15 protein-coding genes are annotated in these 15,838 nt (G+C 59.0%); 3 read left to right on the top strand and 12 right to left on the bottom strand.

The window, feature by feature from the left end:
* Positions 1-47 precede the first annotated feature (47 nt).
* Entirely contained in the window at positions 48-515 is a 468-nt protein-coding gene (locus ACVWZF_RS01910; protein ID WP_457410684.1) for a hypothetical protein, read from the top strand.
* Between the two features lie 318 nt (positions 516-833).
* The gene (locus ACVWZF_RS01905) at positions 834-2,399 is read left to right on the top strand and encodes a hypothetical protein (RefSeq protein ID WP_148202728.1); all 1,566 of its coding nucleotides are present in this window, start codon (positions 834-836) and stop codon (positions 2,397-2,399) included.
* Between the two features lie 56 nt (positions 2,400-2,455).
* Here the strand turns inward: ACVWZF_RS01905 and ACVWZF_RS01900 are convergent, their stop codons facing one another.
* Positions 2,456-4,204, bottom strand: a complete 1,749-nt coding sequence (locus tag ACVWZF_RS01900) for a peptidase M8 (RefSeq protein ID WP_011433203.1) — start codon at positions 4,202-4,204, stop codon at positions 2,456-2,458.
* A gap of 172 nt (positions 4,205-4,376) precedes the next feature.
* On the opposite strand from ACVWZF_RS01900, the gene ACVWZF_RS01895 reads away from it, so the two are divergent.
* Positions 4,377-5,645 (top strand): class I SAM-dependent methyltransferase, encoded by a 1,269-nt coding sequence (locus tag ACVWZF_RS01895; protein WP_011433202.1) that lies wholly within the window; start codon positions 4,377-4,379, stop codon positions 5,643-5,645.
* A 245-nt stretch (positions 5,646-5,890) separates the two neighbouring features.
* Here the strand turns inward: ACVWZF_RS01895 and ACVWZF_RS01890 are convergent, their stop codons facing one another.
* The 11 genes from ACVWZF_RS01890 to rplQ all read right to left on the bottom strand — a co-directional run bounded on the left by ACVWZF_RS01890 (position 5,891) and on the right by rplQ (position 15,779).
* Entirely contained in the window at positions 5,891-6,997 is a 1,107-nt protein-coding gene (locus ACVWZF_RS01890; protein ID WP_011433201.1) for an RNA-guided endonuclease InsQ/TnpB family protein, read from the bottom strand.
* Between the two features lie 88 nt (positions 6,998-7,085).
* Entirely contained in the window at positions 7,086-8,207 is a 1,122-nt protein-coding gene (locus ACVWZF_RS01885; RefSeq protein ID WP_457410683.1) for an ABC transporter ATP-binding protein, read from the bottom strand.
* 279 nt (positions 8,208-8,486) lie between these two features.
* A complete protein-coding gene (locus tag ACVWZF_RS01880) occupies positions 8,487-8,927 on the bottom strand; it encodes an Hsp20/alpha crystallin family protein (RefSeq protein ID WP_011433199.1) in 441 nt (146 codons plus the stop codon).
* A gap of 178 nt (positions 8,928-9,105) precedes the next feature.
* Positions 9,106-9,417, bottom strand: coding sequence for a PepSY domain-containing protein (locus ACVWZF_RS01875; RefSeq protein WP_011433198.1), 312 nt, complete (start codon positions 9,415-9,417; stop codon positions 9,106-9,108).
* A gap of 67 nt (positions 9,418-9,484) precedes the next feature.
* Positions 9,485-12,109 carry a bifunctional aconitate hydratase 2/2-methylisocitrate dehydratase gene (gene acnB / locus ACVWZF_RS01870; protein ID WP_457410681.1) on the bottom strand — a complete coding sequence of 875 codons (2,625 nt, stop codon included), beginning with the start codon at positions 12,107-12,109 and terminating at the stop codon, positions 9,485-9,487.
* Positions 12,110-12,211: 102 nt separating this feature from the next.
* Positions 12,212-13,294 (bottom strand): peptide chain release factor 1, encoded by a 1,083-nt coding sequence (prfA, locus tag ACVWZF_RS01865; protein WP_011433196.1) that lies wholly within the window; start codon positions 13,292-13,294, stop codon positions 12,212-12,214.
* A 54-nt stretch (positions 13,295-13,348) separates the two neighbouring features.
* Entirely contained in the window at positions 13,349-13,573 is a 225-nt protein-coding gene (gene rpmE, locus ACVWZF_RS01860) for a 50S ribosomal protein L31 (RefSeq protein WP_011433195.1), read from the bottom strand.
* A gap of 76 nt (positions 13,574-13,649) precedes the next feature.
* A complete protein-coding gene (rpsI, locus tag ACVWZF_RS01855) occupies positions 13,650-14,060 on the bottom strand; it encodes a 30S ribosomal protein S9 (protein ID WP_011433194.1) in 411 nt (136 codons plus the stop codon).
* Complete coding sequence (gene rplM, locus ACVWZF_RS01850) at positions 14,057-14,512, bottom strand: 50S ribosomal protein L13 (RefSeq protein ID WP_011433193.1); 456 nt, start codon at positions 14,510-14,512, stop codon at positions 14,057-14,059. Before rplM ends, rpsI begins: the two co-directional genes overlap by 4 nt.
* A gap of 45 nt (positions 14,513-14,557) precedes the next feature.
* Entirely contained in the window at positions 14,558-15,415 is an 858-nt protein-coding gene (gene truA / locus ACVWZF_RS01845; protein ID WP_414331177.1) for a tRNA pseudouridine(38-40) synthase TruA, read from the bottom strand.
* Positions 15,416-15,428: 13 nt separating this feature from the next.
* Positions 15,429-15,779: a 50S ribosomal protein L17 gene (gene rplQ, locus ACVWZF_RS01840; protein ID WP_011433191.1), complete on the bottom strand. Its 351-nt coding sequence runs from the start codon at positions 15,777-15,779 to the stop codon at positions 15,429-15,431.
* Positions 15,780-15,838 lie beyond the last annotated feature (59 nt).

Raw genomic sequence — 15,838 nt, 5'->3', positions numbered from 1 at the left:
CTGCAACCGCTGTCCTAATTCCTACTCACTTTGCTGGAGGTCTGAGAATGTCTAAGTTCCCACATAGGCGGCATTTTTCCCTGGCCTCGTTGGTATTGTCTGCTGCTCTGGCCGGGCTAGTGGTGGCCTGTGGCTCTTCCTCAAGGGATCCTCTCACGGTTGCCACGCCCACGCCAACACCGACACCCACGCCCACTCCAACTCCAACACCCACGCCAACACCGACTCCTGCCGGCCCGCAGATTACGATCCCGGGCTTGCCGGCAGGGGCCACGGTAACCATTCGACAAGCAGATGGCACGGTGATCGCCACCTCCACCTCGGTGTCTGGGAATGTGGCCACCTTCCCCACTTCCTTTACCATTCCCTTTGGCGGCCAGATCCGGGTGACTCCCGCCATTCCTTCACCTGGGCCGATTACGGTCGGCGGTACTACCCTTAGCACCTTTGACAACACCACCAACCCTGGCAGCACCACCTACTTCAACTTCGGGCCTGGCATTTTGGTGAACTAACTCAGGGCTGGCTCCAGGAGGGCAATCGGTTCTCATTCAGGAGGAGCTGGGTGGCAGCCGGTTGTCTTTCTTGTTCTTCAACTTTGGGAAAGGCACCGTCTCTGTACTTCTTTTTTTGAGAGCTCTTTGGGTATCCTTAGGATCAGCGTAAGGTTTGTCTTGTGGTTTCCCTGGAGTGAGCTGGGCAAGTCTTGTCAAGGACTTCTACCCTGGCAAGGATTCTTCAGTAGGAGGTTTACCATGGCTTCCCGCGGCTCAAGGCCCGGCTTCCGGTCTTCGTTAGCTCCCCTGCTTCTGGCTTCCTCCCTGGCAGGAGGCATGGTCGCTTGTTCGTTCTCTTCGGATCCGCCTACGGTTACTCAAGTTCCGCCGACCATTTCCGCTCAGGCGCCGGAAACGGCAGTTCGGGGTTCCGAGAGCATTGCTTTCTACTACGACGGGGTAAAGACCTCAGTCACCATCAAGGATGCGGCAGTCCTTTTTGCCGCCTGCACCCTCAACACCAACGACTCCGGGAAGATTGTTAACTTTGTCAATAACACCCTCAAGGTGGGGCCGATTACGGCTGCCGACGTGACGGGGTTGGGCAACCCGCTCAAGCCGTCCATTTCGGACTTTACTGCCGATGGGGTGGTGGACTGCAAGGATGCGGCGGTTTTGTTTGCGGCAATTTCAACAGGTCTTCCGCCGACGGCCAGTAAGATCAATCCCTTCCTTGCCACCACCCTGAAGCTCAGCGGTGTCAGCGTCACGCAGCCGAACTTAGATACCCTCTTCAGCGAGCCCACCCCGACTCCGACACCGACTCCGACCCCGACTCCGACGCCCACACCTTCGACCATCCAGTTCTTCGTAGATCCAGTGTATGGAGACAATACGAACCCTGGTACGGCTACTCAGCCATTTCAAACAGTGGAGTATGCGCTAACTACACCCATCGTCAGCTCTGCTGCCAACACTACCGGCTCAGGCACCGGCGGAGGAACAGATGTAACGGTAACGATTGTCAGGGCAGCAACTCAGGGCGTTTCTAGCAACATCAGCACCCCTAACCTGACTAAAGGATCTGTGACGGTGGTCGGCCCCAGTGGCTTTAACCTCAATTTGAGCGGCAAGCTCCTAACTCTCAACAAAGGCTATCGCCTCAAGGGCTTCAAGATTACCAGCGGGGATCCGGGTGGGCCTACTCCTACAGCAGCCATCAACCTTGCCGGTGTGGGCACATCTTTAGAAAACATGAAGATTGACTGTAAGGATCTTGGCACTGGCGGCACGCCCTTTACAAGTTTGGGTGACAGGTGTATTGCAGTAACTGCTCTAACGCTGGGCGGTACCATCTTGCTGCAAGGGCTGGAGGTTCAGATCAAAGGCGACAAAGACTACACCGCCGCCATCGTGCATGCAGGTAACAACACAACTCTGGAGGTAGTCGGCAGTACCATTGAATCTACCGGCAGCAATGGTCTAGGTGTTGTGGGTGTTTTAGGTGGAGCTTCAGCAGGGCCGGTGATTGTTCAATCGAGCACGGTGAATCTCGAAAGCATTACCAGTGGAACCGACCTTAAACCAAGCATAGCCGTTTGGCTAAACGTCGGAGGCTCCAAGGTGTTGGGCCCAAGCTCTAAGATCAAGCTGAACGGTAACACAGCCAATCAGTTAGGGGCAATTGGGATTAAAGCTAGCCACTCCAGCGGTTCTGTGATCGTGGATGGCACCACCTTCAGCACTGGAACCAATGAGGTTGGTATTGGCATCAAAAATGCAGCAACGGGAACGGGAACCCTAAGCTTAGGTACCAACACTTTCCCTCCTCCTTCTGGGGATCCTTCTTCCTGCAGCCCTATGAACCCTTGCCTGAAGCATAAAGTTCTCCCTCCTCTTTAAGCTTGACTCCTCCCCCTGCTGGCCCCGCTAGGGGGCCTTTTTTGGAAGGTACTCGGCTAGGGCAAAAGCTCTATCTCACCCCCAATTGGGCCAAAAACAGCGTCGTTGCCAAGGAAGAGCCCCTCCCCTGGGGGCAGGCGGCGCCCTTCTGGAGGCAGGGTATAGGGATCCGCAGCAGCCAGGTTAACGCCTGGGTACCCCAGGTCCTGCATGGCTGCAGCCGTAATACGACTAAGAGCAGGGCGTGCAGGTGGCGGTGGCAGCACCGGCGTCATCAGCTCCAACCCTAGGGTTCGCCGCCAGTGACCTTCGGGAGGTGGCTCAACCTCCACCGGCACATTCCCCGATCCGCCCAGGCTGTTGTACTCAGCAGTGGCCTGCCGGCCGGCAAAGCGCGGGTTGGAGGTGCCGCTGTTGAGGAGAAGAGGACGCCAGTTGGGGACGGTGCCAAACCCCAGAGCATGGCCCAGCTCGTGCAGGACAACGTCAAACAGGGATCCCTGATCCTCTAAGCGACCCAGATATGCCGGGTCGATCCCTATCCTGGCATAGGGGATGATGCCGATCCCGGGCCGAAGGGGGCCACAGGGGCCCGCTTGACCCACAGCCTTACCCGGACCATCACTCTCAGGGGGGCTGGAGAGGAGCCGGGCGCCGGTTACTTGAACCAAGAGATCATCCACAGGCCGGTTGACCAGGGGAGTCGGGGGGAAACCAGCTCCGCAGAAGCCAGCCTCCAGAGTTACGGTTACATCAGGCAGATCCCCGGTGATGATCTGCTCCCAGCGCCGGGCCGCTTGCAGAACGATGTTGCGCTGGGAAGGGCTGAGGCTGTTGTCGATGAATTCAATCTCGATGTTGAAGCCGCCAGCAGAGGGAGTGGGCGAAGCCGTGGGAGAAGGAGTGGGTGCCGGGGCAACCAGAGCAGTCCTAAGCTGGAAAGCACCCGTAGCACCAGGGTCATAACTGCTAACCCGCACCAAGTAGTTGATTCCAGCTTGCACAACCAAGTCGAGCTGGGAATTCGTACTCCCCCCAAAGTCGTCGTTTTCGGCAATCACCTCGCCGGTAGCCTGGTTAACGATGAAAAGGTAAGTATCGAAGTCGATACTGGAAAGCTGGATCCGCACCGTTTGCCCCGCAGGCGCGCTGAGCAGGAAATCCTGAATGAAGTGAGTAGGACGACGGGGATCCCGAGGGCTACTGGTGGTCAAGCGCCCTGTAACCGCCTGCGGCACCCCCAGGGTGGGGATCCCAGGTGGTGACGGCGAAGGCGAGGCGGTTGGAAGCCCTGTGGGCGGAACAAATCCCGGCCCTGGCAATCTGGCCGCTTGTTCAGGCGTAAGGTTGAGGGGAGGTTGCAGCCGCAAAACGGTGTTGACGAAGGTGTTGATGCGGTTGGCATCGCGGGTCTGCAAAGTGGCAATGGCAAACAAAATAGCCGCATCCCGAATGGTGCCTGGCGTGCCATCCCCATCAAAATCGGAGATGGCCACCGGATTGGGGTCGGCCGTGGTCACCTCAGCCAAGGTGAGAGGAGGCTGCACCCGCAAAACGGTGTTGACAAAGCTGACAATCTGGCTGGGCTGGGTGATCCCGCTGGCAATGGCAAAGGCAATGGCGGCATCGCGGATGGTTACCGATTGCGGGTTGCCGTCGTAGTAGGCAGCAACGCCTCCTTCTGGGGCGGGCGATGAAGTCTCTGGGCGACTGAGGAGGCTGGGCCCGCTAGCTAGCCCACAAGCAGCCAGAATTCCAAGGAGAAAAGTTGCCATTAACCAAAACAGCCGCTTGCGGGGGCTCATCGAAGGATCCCTCTTCCCGACTCCCCTGAATTCTAGGTTAGGTAGTTACAAAACACCCCACCACTATACCATCCTCAGGCTTTTCTGGATTTGCCTCAGTCTTTTGCTTGCTGTGCAGTACGATAGGGTGCGTGCTAAGAGTGTTGGGATACCCAAAAACAGGAAGACTGCCATGGCAGAGAAAGTTGTGTCCAACCCCGTACAGGCGCAGTTTGACGAGTTTCCCTACCCGAATGTGCCGATTGAGCAGACGGTTACCGACAACCTTGCCTTGTTTGCCAACAGCCTTACGACGGCCAGGTACCTGCGGGATCGCAAGGTGGTATTGCCGGAAGGCAAGGTGATGCTCAATGCCGGCTGTGGCTCCGGTTGGGAAACTTTGGTTTTGGCAACGGCCAACCCCGGCGCTCGCTATGTGGGTGTGGATATTTCGCCGGAGTCCATCAAGATGGCAGAGCAGCGCTTTAAGTTCCATAAGATTGAAAACGCCCGCTTTCATGTTATGGACATTACCGACATGACGGCGCTGGGGGAGGAGTTTGATTTTATTGCCTGCAACGACGTTCTCTACCTACTGGACGACCCGGTTGCCGGTTTGAAAGGCATGCGGCAGGTGCTCAAGCCCGATGGGATCATCCGCACCAATGTTCATAGCCTTTATCAGCGGCAGTTTATCTTCAACATGCAGGATGCGATGGAGCTGCTGGGGGTGATGGACGAGCCGGCAGCCAAAGCGGTGCCCCTGCTACGAGAGGTGATGGAAGCGCTCACCGACGCCAGCTTTGTGAAGAGCCACTGGAACGGCGATGCCATCAAAACCACAGCGGGGATCCTGGCCAACTTCCTGCTGCGCAGCGACAAGGGCTTTACGGTGCCGCAGGTGTTTGAGATGTTGAGGCAGGCCGGCCTCGAGTTTATTAGCATGGTGAATTGGCAGCAGTGGAAGTTGGAGAGGGTCTTGACCAAGCCGGTGCCCTACTCGATGCGGCAACTCAATAAGTTAAGCGAGGAGCAAAAGCTTCACTTCATCGAGCTGATTTTCCCCAACATGACCCGCTTGATCGACTTTTGGTGTGGGCACCCCGGCATTCCCAAGGCTGAGCCGTTTACGAACGACGAATGGTGGAACGGCACGGTGCAAGCCCACCCCCTTCTGGTGAAGTTGGATGCCAAGCAGGCTTTTCTCAACGCCATTCGGGACAACGGGCCTGTCAACATCAACGGCTGGCCGGGAGCTGAGGGGAACATTACCATCGATCCTTTCTCGGTGCGCTGGCTGGTGGATGTCTTCGGCCCCTTGCCGGTGCCGGTGCAATCTCTAGTCCACAAGACCATGGAGATTATGGACTGGACGCAGGAAGAAGCGTTTAGTCAAGTGTTGGCCAACCTGAAGTTTTTGGAAGAACGCCTGGTCATTCTGCTGGATTCCCCACTTCGCTAGGCAAGTGCAAAGCCAGGACTTACGAAAGCCCCCCTGATTCATACATGGGGGCCTTTTTGGTTGACATACCCCCCGCCCTAAAGGACGGGGATTCTTTCTCAGCCAGCAGAATTGCTCCTACCAACTGAGCTACACAGGGCATGAGGCTGTTCGCGTTAGCGGGACGGAGTCCTCAACCTCAACCCTATGGGGGATGCCATAACCCCAACTACTGGGCCGGAGCCCAGATACTTCCTGCGTTCGCGTTAGCGTTGCGTAGCAACAATGTTAATTGCACCCACCCCGTCCCGATGGAACTCAAACCCACACCCACACCTGTACACACGACCTTTGGGCTTGTTTCTCTGCCCACAAACAGGACACTCCTGAGAGCTGTACTGCTCATCCTGCAGCACAACCTTCATCCCCAGCCGTTCGGCCTTGTAAGTGATTTGGTGCCGAGCTTGACCATGCAACATCTGGTGGATCTTCTGATTCGCTTTCTTGTTGTAGTTGGCAGACATCCGGATATCCCGAATGTCGCCAATCACAACTGTCTGCACGCCTCGCTCGTGGAGCGTGGAGACCAGTCTGGTCGTCTGCTTGTGCAGAATGTCTTGGATTTGGTGGTGTAGCTTCTTGAGCTGCAGGCGTAAGGACTCCGTCCCGCTCACGCGATTGGAACGGATTAGCCGCTTCCACCGCCGAGAACCCCGCTTTTTGCGCGCCAGGAGTCGAGCTAGCTTGCCCTGCAGCTTGTTCTGGTAGCGCCTTTTGGAGCGCAGCAGCCTGCCATTGGCAAGGTAGGTTTGTCCCCCCTCATGAGCGACTGCGGGGTGAATCTCACCCAAATCCACAGCGGCAACGTTGCTCTCTTCCCCCTCTTCTTCCGGCAGCGTATCCCCCACCTTGTAGCAAGCTCTCAACTCATACTGCTGGCCATCCCAGCCCATCTCTACCCAAACAGGTGTGTCCCAAGCCCAGTTAATCATCAGGGGCTCATTGCCTTTCCCGTTCGACAATCGCAGCTTTCCATTGACGACTTGGATGGCTGAAGACTTCCATTGAACTTTGGAATAGTACCGACGCCGTCGAGGTGGACGGGCGTTGGGGTCGGTTTGGCGGCGTTCTCGCCAGGACTTCAAAGAGGCAAAGAAGCTTTGCACTACCGCGTCTGCACTGTGAGCATGAAGTGTATTCTCAGGGTCGTTGGGAAACCACCGCATTAGCGTGGAAGGTTTCAACCACAGTCCCTTCTTGCGGACAACCCGCCAAAAGTGAACGAGCACCTTTGAGTACAGCTCGCCTGCTGCCCTGCTCAACAGCTGCAGTTGCTCTGAGACGCCTAGCTTGAGCTTGCGGACAAGGTACATGCAAAGTTGCCTTTTCTGTCGAATAGCATCTTACAAAAGCCGCCCTAGAAGGGCGGGGCTTGTAACCCAGTTTTTTTGGTCATCGTTTTTATCCCAGCCGCTGCTCGGTTTGCGGGTCAAACAGGTGGAAGCGATCCATGTCGAAGACCACTTCTGCCCACTGGTTAACCCGAAGCTGGGTACGGGGATCCACGCGGGCCACAAACTCCTGCTCGGCCAGGATCCCTTCTCGGTCGGTGGTGCTGAGATGGAGGATCACTTCATGGCCGATCAGCTCGGTGACGGAGACCTTAGCCCGCACCGGGGCAGGTTGGATCCCTGGGGGTTGGTAGTGGGGATCGTGGATGTTTTCCGGGCGGATGCCGAAGATGACCGACTTGCCCGCATAGTGCCGATAGGGATCCGCCTGGTGGGGTGGGATGGGCACGCGGAAGGCGCCGGTATCCACCCAGAGAGTGCCTTCTTGCTCCCGCAGCTTGGCCTGGAAAAAGTTCATAGCAGGGCTGCCGATGAACCCGGCCACAAACAGGTTGGCCGGGCGGGTGTAGAGGGTGTGGGGGGTATCCACCTGCTGCAGGCGGCCATCCTTCATGACGGCGATGCGGTTGCCCATGGTCATGGCCTCCACCTGGTCGTGGGTAACGTAGATAAAGGTGGTGCCCAGTTGCATGTGCAACTTGCTAATCTCGGCCCGCGCCTGTACCCGCAGCTTGGCATCCAAGTTGGAGAGGGGCTCATCCATCAAAAACACCGCCGGATTGCGCACGATGGCCCGCCCGACGGCAACCCGCTGCCGTTGCCCACCCGAAAGTTCCTTGGGCTTGCGGTTAAGCAGGTGCTCGATCCCAAGGCGCTTGGCCACCCCCCTAACCCGGCTTTCGATCTCCGCCCGTGGCAGGCCGCGCAGCTTGAGGCCAAAGGCCATGTTCTCGGCCACGGTCATGTGGGGGTAGAGGGCGTAGGACTGGAAGACCATGGCGATATCCCGATCCTTGGGGGGGATATCGTTGACCACTCGGTCGCCGATGTAGATGGAGCCGGCGCTCACCTCTTCCAGTCCGGCCAGCATGCGCAAAGAGGTGGTTTTGCCGCAGCCGGAGGGACCGACGAAGACGAGAAATTCCCCGTCTTCGATGGCGATGTTCAGGTCGTGGACGGCGGTGGTGTCTCTGTAGCGCTTGGTAACGTGTTCGTAGGTAACGCTGGCCATGCTCTCAACCTTGGCTCCGTTGCGCACTCAAACCCTATCCAAAGCGGCGGGCAAAAGTCAAATCGAGTTGAGTTGAGTTCGGTAGGGAGAGCTGGGGATCCCTGCAGCGAAGCCAGTTTATGGTCGTTGCCCCTGCCCTTGCCCCGGCCCCTTTCCCAGAAGGAGAGGGGAGCTGGGAAGCCATGGAATCTTGAACCGAAATGTAAAAAAAGGTAGGCTCATCGCCTACCTCTATGGGATCCTTTTTCCCTATTAGGAAGTTGCCTAACCTCTAGGCCATCAGGAGACAACGCTCACTTTGACCACTTGGGCTTTTTCAGAGTCTGCCTTGGGCAAGGTGAGGGTGAGGATCCCATCTTTGTATTCGGCTTTCACTTGATCGTGTTTGATCCGGTTCGGCAGCGGGATCACCCGTTGGAAGCGCCCATAACGGAATTCAGTCCGGGTTACCCCTTTGTCTTCAGAGCGCTTCTCAAATCGCCGTTCCCCGGTGATGGAGACCGCTTCGGCTGTCGCTTGGATATCCAAGTCGTTGGGGTTCAAGCCGGGCAGCTCCAGCTTCAGGGTAATGGTTTCGGGATCATCGTGCATCTCCACTGCCGGCATGAAGGCAAAGCCGTCGGCCTCGGTGGTGCGAGGGATCAGCCGGTCGAACATCCGGTTCATTTCCCGTTGAATTTCGTCAATTTCACGAAATGGATCCCAGCGGACAAGAGCCATAGAGCATCCTCCTCCTCTATTACTTTGCTTTTTTGACTTCCAGTTCGAGTTTTTAGCTTAGCTTTCGGGGCTCAACTTTAGAGGTATAAGCAAAACCTCTATGCTTCTAGTGTATTCAAATCTATTCCGAGAAGTGTAGGGTTTTCTGGAATGTTTCTTAGGTGTTTACCCTACAGGTTTATCCATCCAAAACCCTCTGGGACTCCGTATGTTTGGGGCGGCGATGGAGTTTTGTGGGTAACCACATACTGAGACCGGTGGCCACCATCACCAGCAGCCCCAGTCCGTTTAAGAAGGGGTAAACCGCTTGCAGATCGAGGGGGCCCCACTGCCCTTTGTGGATTTGGATCAGCCAGTAGTAGTCGAAGTTTTGGTTGAGGCGGGCAATTTGATACAGGGATCCCGTTAGCACCGTTACCACCAAAGGCAAGGCCAGGATGGGGGCAAGGGTGCGGTGGATGCGGCGGATCCTCTTTGGATTCAGGGCCATTGAGCTTTCTCCAGGGCAATGGGGCGATCCCTGCCATGCTATCAGGGCAGCTAGCCCCTATTCTCGCTCAAGAACGGCTCCTGGACAGCTCCTCCACGTGCTGCCGCGGGATGACCCGTCCTTCGTCCTCAAAGCCAGGGATCTCGTGGAAGTTGAGGTAGCGATACAGCTCGCCGGCAAAGGGCTGGATCTTGGTGGAGACGATCTCTCGGTACTCCTCAGGGGTGGGGATCCGGCCCAAAAGGGCGCAGGCGGCGGCCAGCTCGGCGGATCCCAGATAAACCCGCGCGTCTTTGCCCATGCGGTTGTTGAAGTTGCGGGTGGAGGTGGACATGACGGTGGCCCCGTCTTCCACGCGGGCTTGGTTGCCCATACACAAGCTGCATCCCGGCATTTCCGTTCTGGCCCCGGCGGCAGCAAAGATGCCGTATACGCCTTCCGAGCGCAGTTGTGCCTCATCCATGCGGGTGGGCGGACAGATCCAGAATTGGCGCACCTTGGCCCGCCCTTGGCCTTCCAGGATTTTGGCGGCGGCGCGGTAGTGGCCGATGTTGGTCATGCAGGAGCCGATGAAAACTTCGTCAATCTTGATCGGCGTATCGGGGTTGCCGGCGGCGTGTTGGGCATGGACTTCGCTTAGGGTCATCACCTTGTCGGGATCGTTGGGGGCACAGACGATCGGCTCGGTGATGGTGCTGAGGTCAATTTCGATGACTTCGGCGTATTCGGCGTCGGGATCCGCTTCCATCAGGCTGGGGTTGGCCAGCCATGCTTCCATTTTGGCGATGCGCCGCAGCAAGGTTCTCGCATCCTGGTAGCCGCGGGCAATCATGTTCTTCAGCAGCACCACGTTGGAGCGCAGATATTCTGAGACCGTCTCGAGGCTCAGCTGGATGGTACAGCCGGCACAGTTGCGCTCTGCCGAGGCATCGGTAAACTCAAAAGCTTGCTCCACCTTCAGATGCGGCAGGCCCTCGATCTCCATGATGCGCCCGGCAAAGACGTTTTTCTTGCCTTTTTTCTCAACGGTGAGCAGCCCCCTCTGAATGGCCACGTAGGGGATGGCATGGACAATGTCCCGCAGGGTGATCCCCGGCTGCAGTTCCCCCTTAAAGCGCACCAGCACCGATTCCGGCATGTCCAAGGGCATCACCCCCATGGCGGCGGCAAAGGCCACCAGACCGGATCCCGCCGGGAAGGAGATCCCCAAGGGGAAGCGGGTGTGGGAGTCGCCCCCGGTGCCGACGGTATCCGGCAGGAGCATGCGGTTGAGCCAGGAGTGGATAATGCCATCGCCGGGACGCAGGACAACGCCCCCACGGGAAGCGAAAAAGTCGGGCAGCTCTTTGTGGATCTGGATGTCCACCGGCTTGGGATAGGCGGCGGTGTGGCAGAAGCTCTGCAGCACCAGGTCGGCGTTGAAGCCCAGACAGGCCAGCTCCTTCAGCTCATCGCGGGTCATGGGGCCGGTGGTGTCCTGGGATCCCACCGTGGTAATGAGGGGCTCACAACTGGTGCCCGGGCGCACGCCTGGCAGCCCACAGGCTTTGCCCACGATTTTTTGCGCTAGGGTATAGCCTTTGCCGGTGTCTGCCGGTGGAGTGGGGCGGATAAACAAGGTGGAGGGAGGTAAACCCAAGGCTTGGCGGGTTTTGTCGGTGAGGGCACGGCCAATCAACAGGGGAATACGTCCCCCCGCCCGCACTTCGTCGGGGAGGGTTACGGGCCGCAGGGAAAAGGTGGAGAGAACCTGGCCGGCCTCAGAGCGGATCACACCTTCGTAGGGGCAAATGGTAACCACCATGCCGGTTTCCAGGCGGGAGACATCGCACTGGATGGGCAAGGCCCCGGCATCTTCGGCGGTGTTGAAGAAGATGGGCGCGATGGTGCCCCCCAGGATGACCCCGCCGGCCCGCTTGTTGGGCACATGGGGAATGTCGTGGCCGATGTGCCAGAGCAGCGAGTTGAGGGCGGATTTGCGGGAGGATCCCGTGCCTACCACATCCCCCACAAAGGCAACGGGATGGCCGCGGCGCTTCAGCTCGGCAATGGTAACCAGGGATCCTGGAGCGCGGGACTCCAGCATGGCTTGGGCGTGGAGGGGGATATCCGGGCGGGTGGTGGCGTGGGCGGCGGGGGAAAGGTCGTCGGTGTTGATCTCGCCGGCAACCTTGAACACTGTTACAGTGATTGCTGCGGCCAGGGGAGCTTTGGCGGTAAACCATTCGCCCTTGGCCCAGGACTCGATCACCTGTTGGGCATAGGCATTGCCGGACTGGCTCAGCTCCAGCACGTCGTGAAAGGCATCGAAAACCAGCAGGGTGTGGCTGAGGGCGCGGGCTGCTGCCGCTGCAATCTCACTCCGGGGATCCCGCAACAGATCCAGCAAAACCTGGACGTTGTAGCCCCCCAGCATGGTGCCCAAGAGCTCCACCGCCCGCAGGGGAGTGATCAACGGGGATTCAACCTCCTCCTTGGCCACAGCGGCCAAAAAGCCCGCTTTCACATAGGCGGCTTCATCGACCCCCGGCGGGACGCGCTCTGTTAAGAGGTGCAACAAAAAGGCTTCTTCGCCAGCAGGCGGGGCCTTCAGGAGCTCGCACACCTGGCTGGTCTGGGCAGCGTTTAAGGGCAGCGGCGGGATCCCTTGGGCCTCGCGGGCAGCGGCGTGTTGGCGGTATTCGGCCAGCATGGGGGTTTAGGCACTCGACGTGGGTATTTATTCTACCGCTAGCTCGGCAGAGGAAAGGTCCTCGAGAAGGGATCCCATCCGCTGGCGGTAACTCAGTTTGGCCTAGGATAGCTCCGCCAACAGCTCTTTTTGGTAAAGGCCAATACAAGCCTGGATCAAGTCGTCCAGCTCCCCATCCAAGATGGGCTGCAGAGGGAAATTCTGGTTGAGGCGGTGGTCGGTAACGCGGTTGTCCTTGTAGTTGTAGGTGCGAATTTTTTCCGAGCGGGATCCCGTTCCCACCTGCATGCGCCGGGCAGAGCTAATGGAGGCCTGTTGCTCCTGCAGCTTCATCTCGTAGAGTTTGGCCCGCAAAATCTGCATGGCCCGCTGGCGGTTCTGCAGCTGGGAACGCTCCTCGGTACAAAACACCCGGATCCCGGTGGGCTTGTGGAGAAGATCCACCGCCGTCTCCACCTTGTTCACGTTTTGGCCGCCTGCCCCCCCAGAACGTGCCGTTTTGATTTCGATGTCTTTCGGGTCGATGACCACCTCCACCTCGTCCACCTCTGGCATCACCGCCACCGTGGCCGTCGAGGTGTGGACACGGCCTTGCGCTTCGGTGACGGGCACCCGCTGCACCCGATGCACGCCAGCTTCAAACTTGAGCTTGCTGTACACCTGATCCCCTTGAATCTCCAGGATCGCCTCTTTGTAGCCCCCCAGCTCTCCTTCCGAGAGGCTCGCCAGACGCACCGACCAGCCCAGCTTCTCGGCGTAGCGGGTGTACATACGGGCCAGATCCGCCGCCCACAGCGCCGCCTCCTCCCCACCGGTGCCGGCGCGAATCTCCAACATAATGTTCTTGTCGTCGTTGGGATCCCGGGGCAGCAGCAGCAGGGTGAGCTTTTCCTCCAGTTGTTCTTGGCGGGCCCGCAGTTGCTCAAGTTCCGCTCTTGCCATCGCCTCCAGCTCCGGGTCGGAGGCCGATTCCCGCAAGAGCTCTTCCGTCTGTTGCAGATCGCGATTCAGCTTTTGCCAGTCGTGAAAAGCCTGGACGGTGGCCTCCAAGGAGGAGCGGGCCTTGGCAATCCGCTGCAGCTCAGCTGGATCCGTGGCCACGTCCGGATCGGCCAAGCGCACCGTCAGCTCCTGAAAAGTGGCTTCGACATTCTTAAGCTGGTCGATCAGTTGAGCAGAAGCCATAGATTCGCAATACCCAGGGATCCAAGCGTTGCCCACACCCAGATGGGGGAACCTCTACTTGGCCTTTTTGCCACCGCTCATGCCGTATTTGCGCATGAACTTCTCCACCCGGCCTTCGCTGTCGATGATCTTCTGGCTGCCAGTGAAAAAGGGATGGTTGCCCGACCAAACATCCACCTTGAGCTCCGGCTTGGTGGATCCCACCGTCATCACCACTTCGCCGTTGCAGATGACTTTGGCTTCTGGATACCACTGCGGGTGCAATCCTTTCTTGGGCATAACCCTTTCCTCCTCTGGGCCTGTTTCTATACCCTTGTCTATCAACATCTTCCTCTAAAAACAACGGCAGGGATCCCTAGCGCTTCGAGTACTGGGGAGCCTTGCGGGCCTTGCGCAGGCCGTATTTCTTCCGCTCCACGGCGCGCGGATCCCGTTTCAGATAACCCTCGACTTTCAAAGGGCCGCGATTGGCCGGATCCACCTCGCAGAGGGCGCGCGCCACCCCCAGCTTGATCGCATCCGCCTGGCCGTGAACGCCGCCGCCATGGGCTCGCACTAGGATATCGTAGGAGTTTTCCAGACCAAGGATCTCTAGCGGCCCCTTCACACTGGCCAGAAGGGCTTCTTGATACTGCAGATACTGGTCTCCCGGCCTGTCGTTGATGATGATTTTGCCCGTGCCGGGCACCAAACGCACGCGGGCAACGGCGGTTTTGCGGCGTCCCGTTCCCCAATAAACGGCTCGTTGGCTGCTCGCTTGAGTCATGCTTTGGCTCCTGGGATCGTGTTGAGGGGATAAACTTGGGGCTGCTGGGCCTCATGAGGGTGGTTTGGCCCGACATAAACTTTCAGCTTGGTGAATTGCCGCCGGCCCAAACGGGTGTGGGGCAACATTCCCTTGACCGCTTTTTCCACCACCCGCTCCGGCAGGCGCGCCTGCAGTTGGGCAAAGGTTTCCACTTTCATGCCGCCAGGACGGCCAGAGTGGCGGCGGTAGAGCTTTTGGGTGCGCTTTTTGCCAGTGACCACCACTTTCTCAGCGTTGATCACAATTACATAGTCCCCCGTATCCAGGTGAGGGGTGAAGTCCGGTTTATGCTTACCCCGCAAGAGGGTGGCCACAGCGGCGGCCAAGCGGCCCAGGCGCTGATTGGCAGCATCCACCAGATACCAGCGGGGCGCCAGAGTCTCGGGGTTGGGAAGGGGAGTTTTGTTCATGGCAGCCAAGGAAACATATCAGGACAAGCTTGGAGATCGCCCAGATCAACCGCAGGAATGGGCCAACGCAGCCGGCGACCGGAGGGCGGAGGGAGGCTCTGTGGGCAAGGCCCAAAAGGGCGGCGAGTGGGCGAACTGTTGACCGAAGGGATCCGCAGCATAGCCCACATCCGTCAGGCACAGCCCTTGCGGAGGAGCGCTGTAGCGGGTGCGCATCTGGCTCCAGTCGTTGTGTTGCCACAGGTGGACAAACTGTGCCGGGCTGAGCTGGCCCCGGCCCACCACCTCTAGGGATCCCACCAAGAGCCGCATCATCCGGTAGAGGAAGCCGCTGGCCTGCACCTCGATGCTGATCAAGTCCCCCAGCCGCTGGCAGAGCACCTCCTGCACCTGTACCCGCGAGTGGGGCCGATCCGATCCCCGCCGCCGGAAGGCTTCCAAGCTGTGCTCCCCCAGCAGGGAATTCAGGGCTTCCGCCATCGGCTCCACCTGCAGAGGCCAACGCACCTGCCAGCTAAAGAGGCGCCAGAACACATCCGGTCGCTCCCGGTTCAGGATCAGGTAGCGGTAACGGCGCCAGCGAGCCGAAAAGCGGGCGTGCCAGGAGTCAGGCACTTGAGCAGAAGCCAGCACTACCACATCTTCCGGCAGACAGTCGTTCAGCACCCTCGACCACTCCGCCGCAGGGATGCCGGAGGTGGTGTCGAAGTGGGCCACCTGGCCTGCAGCATGAACCCCCGTATCGGTGCGACCGGCCCCATAGAGGGTTACCGGATGCCCCGCCCGCGACGCAATCGCCTCCTCCAGCACCCCTTGCACGGTACGGCGGGCTGCCTGGCGCTGCCAGCCATAGAACCTGCTGCCGAGGTACTGAATTCTCAGGGCAATGCGACGGTACGGCATGGATCCCTTTCCGCTACACCAGCTCGATGACCGCCATTTCTGCTCCATCCCCCCGCCGATGCACGGTGCGCAAGATGCGGGTATAGCCACCGGGCCGATCCCGGTAGCGCTCAGGAGCCTGCTCAAACAGGGAGCGCACCAGCTCCTTGTCGTAGATGTAGGCCAGCGCCTGTCGCCGCGCCGCCAGGGATCCCTCTTTGGCCAGGGTGATCATCTTCTCGGTGGTGGCCCGAATGGCTTTGGCGCGGGCTTTGGTGGTGGTGATCCGCCCTTCCCGCAGCAGAGCCGTGGTCAGCGCCCGCATCAGGGCCTTGCGCTGGTCGGCGGGCTTATTGAGGTGGGGGGTACGACGGCGGTGGCGCATGGTAACCTCTGTCTTGTGTCCTACACTCTTCGGGGATCCTTGCGTTTTGACGCGGTTGT

It is taken from the genome of Thermostichus sp. OS-CIW-30 (assembly GCF_054060215.1).
This window is presented reverse-complemented; position numbering and strand designations above follow the sequence as displayed.

What these genes read in the sequence shown, in the direction of transcription:
- rpsI (WP_011433194.1), bottom strand. Translation starts at nt 14,060, where the DNA reads ATGACTCAAGCGAGCAGCCAACGAGCCGTTTATTGGGGAACGGGACGC.
- ACVWZF_RS01880 (WP_011433199.1), bottom strand. Translation starts at nt 8,927, where the DNA reads ATGGCTCTTGTCCGCTGGGATCCATTTCGTGAAATTGACGAAATTCAA.
- truA (WP_414331177.1), bottom strand. Translation starts at nt 15,415, where the DNA reads ATGCCGTACCGTCGCATTGCCCTGAGAATTCAGTACCTCGGCAGCAGG.
- ACVWZF_RS01885 (WP_457410683.1), bottom strand. Translation starts at nt 8,207, where the DNA reads ATGGCCAGCGTTACCTACGAACACGTTACCAAGCGCTACAGAGACACC.
- rpmE (WP_011433195.1), bottom strand. Translation starts at nt 13,573, where the DNA reads ATGCCCAAGAAAGGATTGCACCCGCAGTGGTATCCAGAAGCCAAAGTC.
- ACVWZF_RS01910 (WP_457410684.1), top strand. Translation starts at nt 48, where the DNA reads ATGTCTAAGTTCCCACATAGGCGGCATTTTTCCCTGGCCTCGTTGGTA.
- acnB (WP_457410681.1), bottom strand. Translation starts at nt 12,109, where the DNA reads ATGCTGGCCGAATACCGCCAACACGCCGCTGCCCGCGAGGCCCAAGGG.
- prfA (WP_011433196.1), bottom strand. Translation starts at nt 13,294, where the DNA reads ATGGCTTCTGCTCAACTGATCGACCAGCTTAAGAATGTCGAAGCCACT.
- ACVWZF_RS01895 (WP_011433202.1), top strand. Translation starts at nt 4,377, where the DNA reads ATGGCAGAGAAAGTTGTGTCCAACCCCGTACAGGCGCAGTTTGACGAG.
- ACVWZF_RS01905 (WP_148202728.1), top strand. Translation starts at nt 834, where the DNA reads ATGGTCGCTTGTTCGTTCTCTTCGGATCCGCCTACGGTTACTCAAGTT.
- rplM (WP_011433193.1), bottom strand. Translation starts at nt 14,512, where the DNA reads ATGAACAAAACTCCCCTTCCCAACCCCGAGACTCTGGCGCCCCGCTGG.
- ACVWZF_RS01890 (WP_011433201.1), bottom strand. Translation starts at nt 6,997, where the DNA reads ATGTACCTTGTCCGCAAGCTCAAGCTAGGCGTCTCAGAGCAACTGCAG.
- ACVWZF_RS01900 (WP_011433203.1), bottom strand. Translation starts at nt 4,204, where the DNA reads ATGAGCCCCCGCAAGCGGCTGTTTTGGTTAATGGCAACTTTTCTCCTT.
- rplQ (WP_011433191.1), bottom strand. Translation starts at nt 15,779, where the DNA reads ATGCGCCACCGCCGTCGTACCCCCCACCTCAATAAGCCCGCCGACCAG.
- ACVWZF_RS01875 (WP_011433198.1), bottom strand. Translation starts at nt 9,417, where the DNA reads ATGGCCCTGAATCCAAAGAGGATCCGCCGCATCCACCGCACCCTTGCC.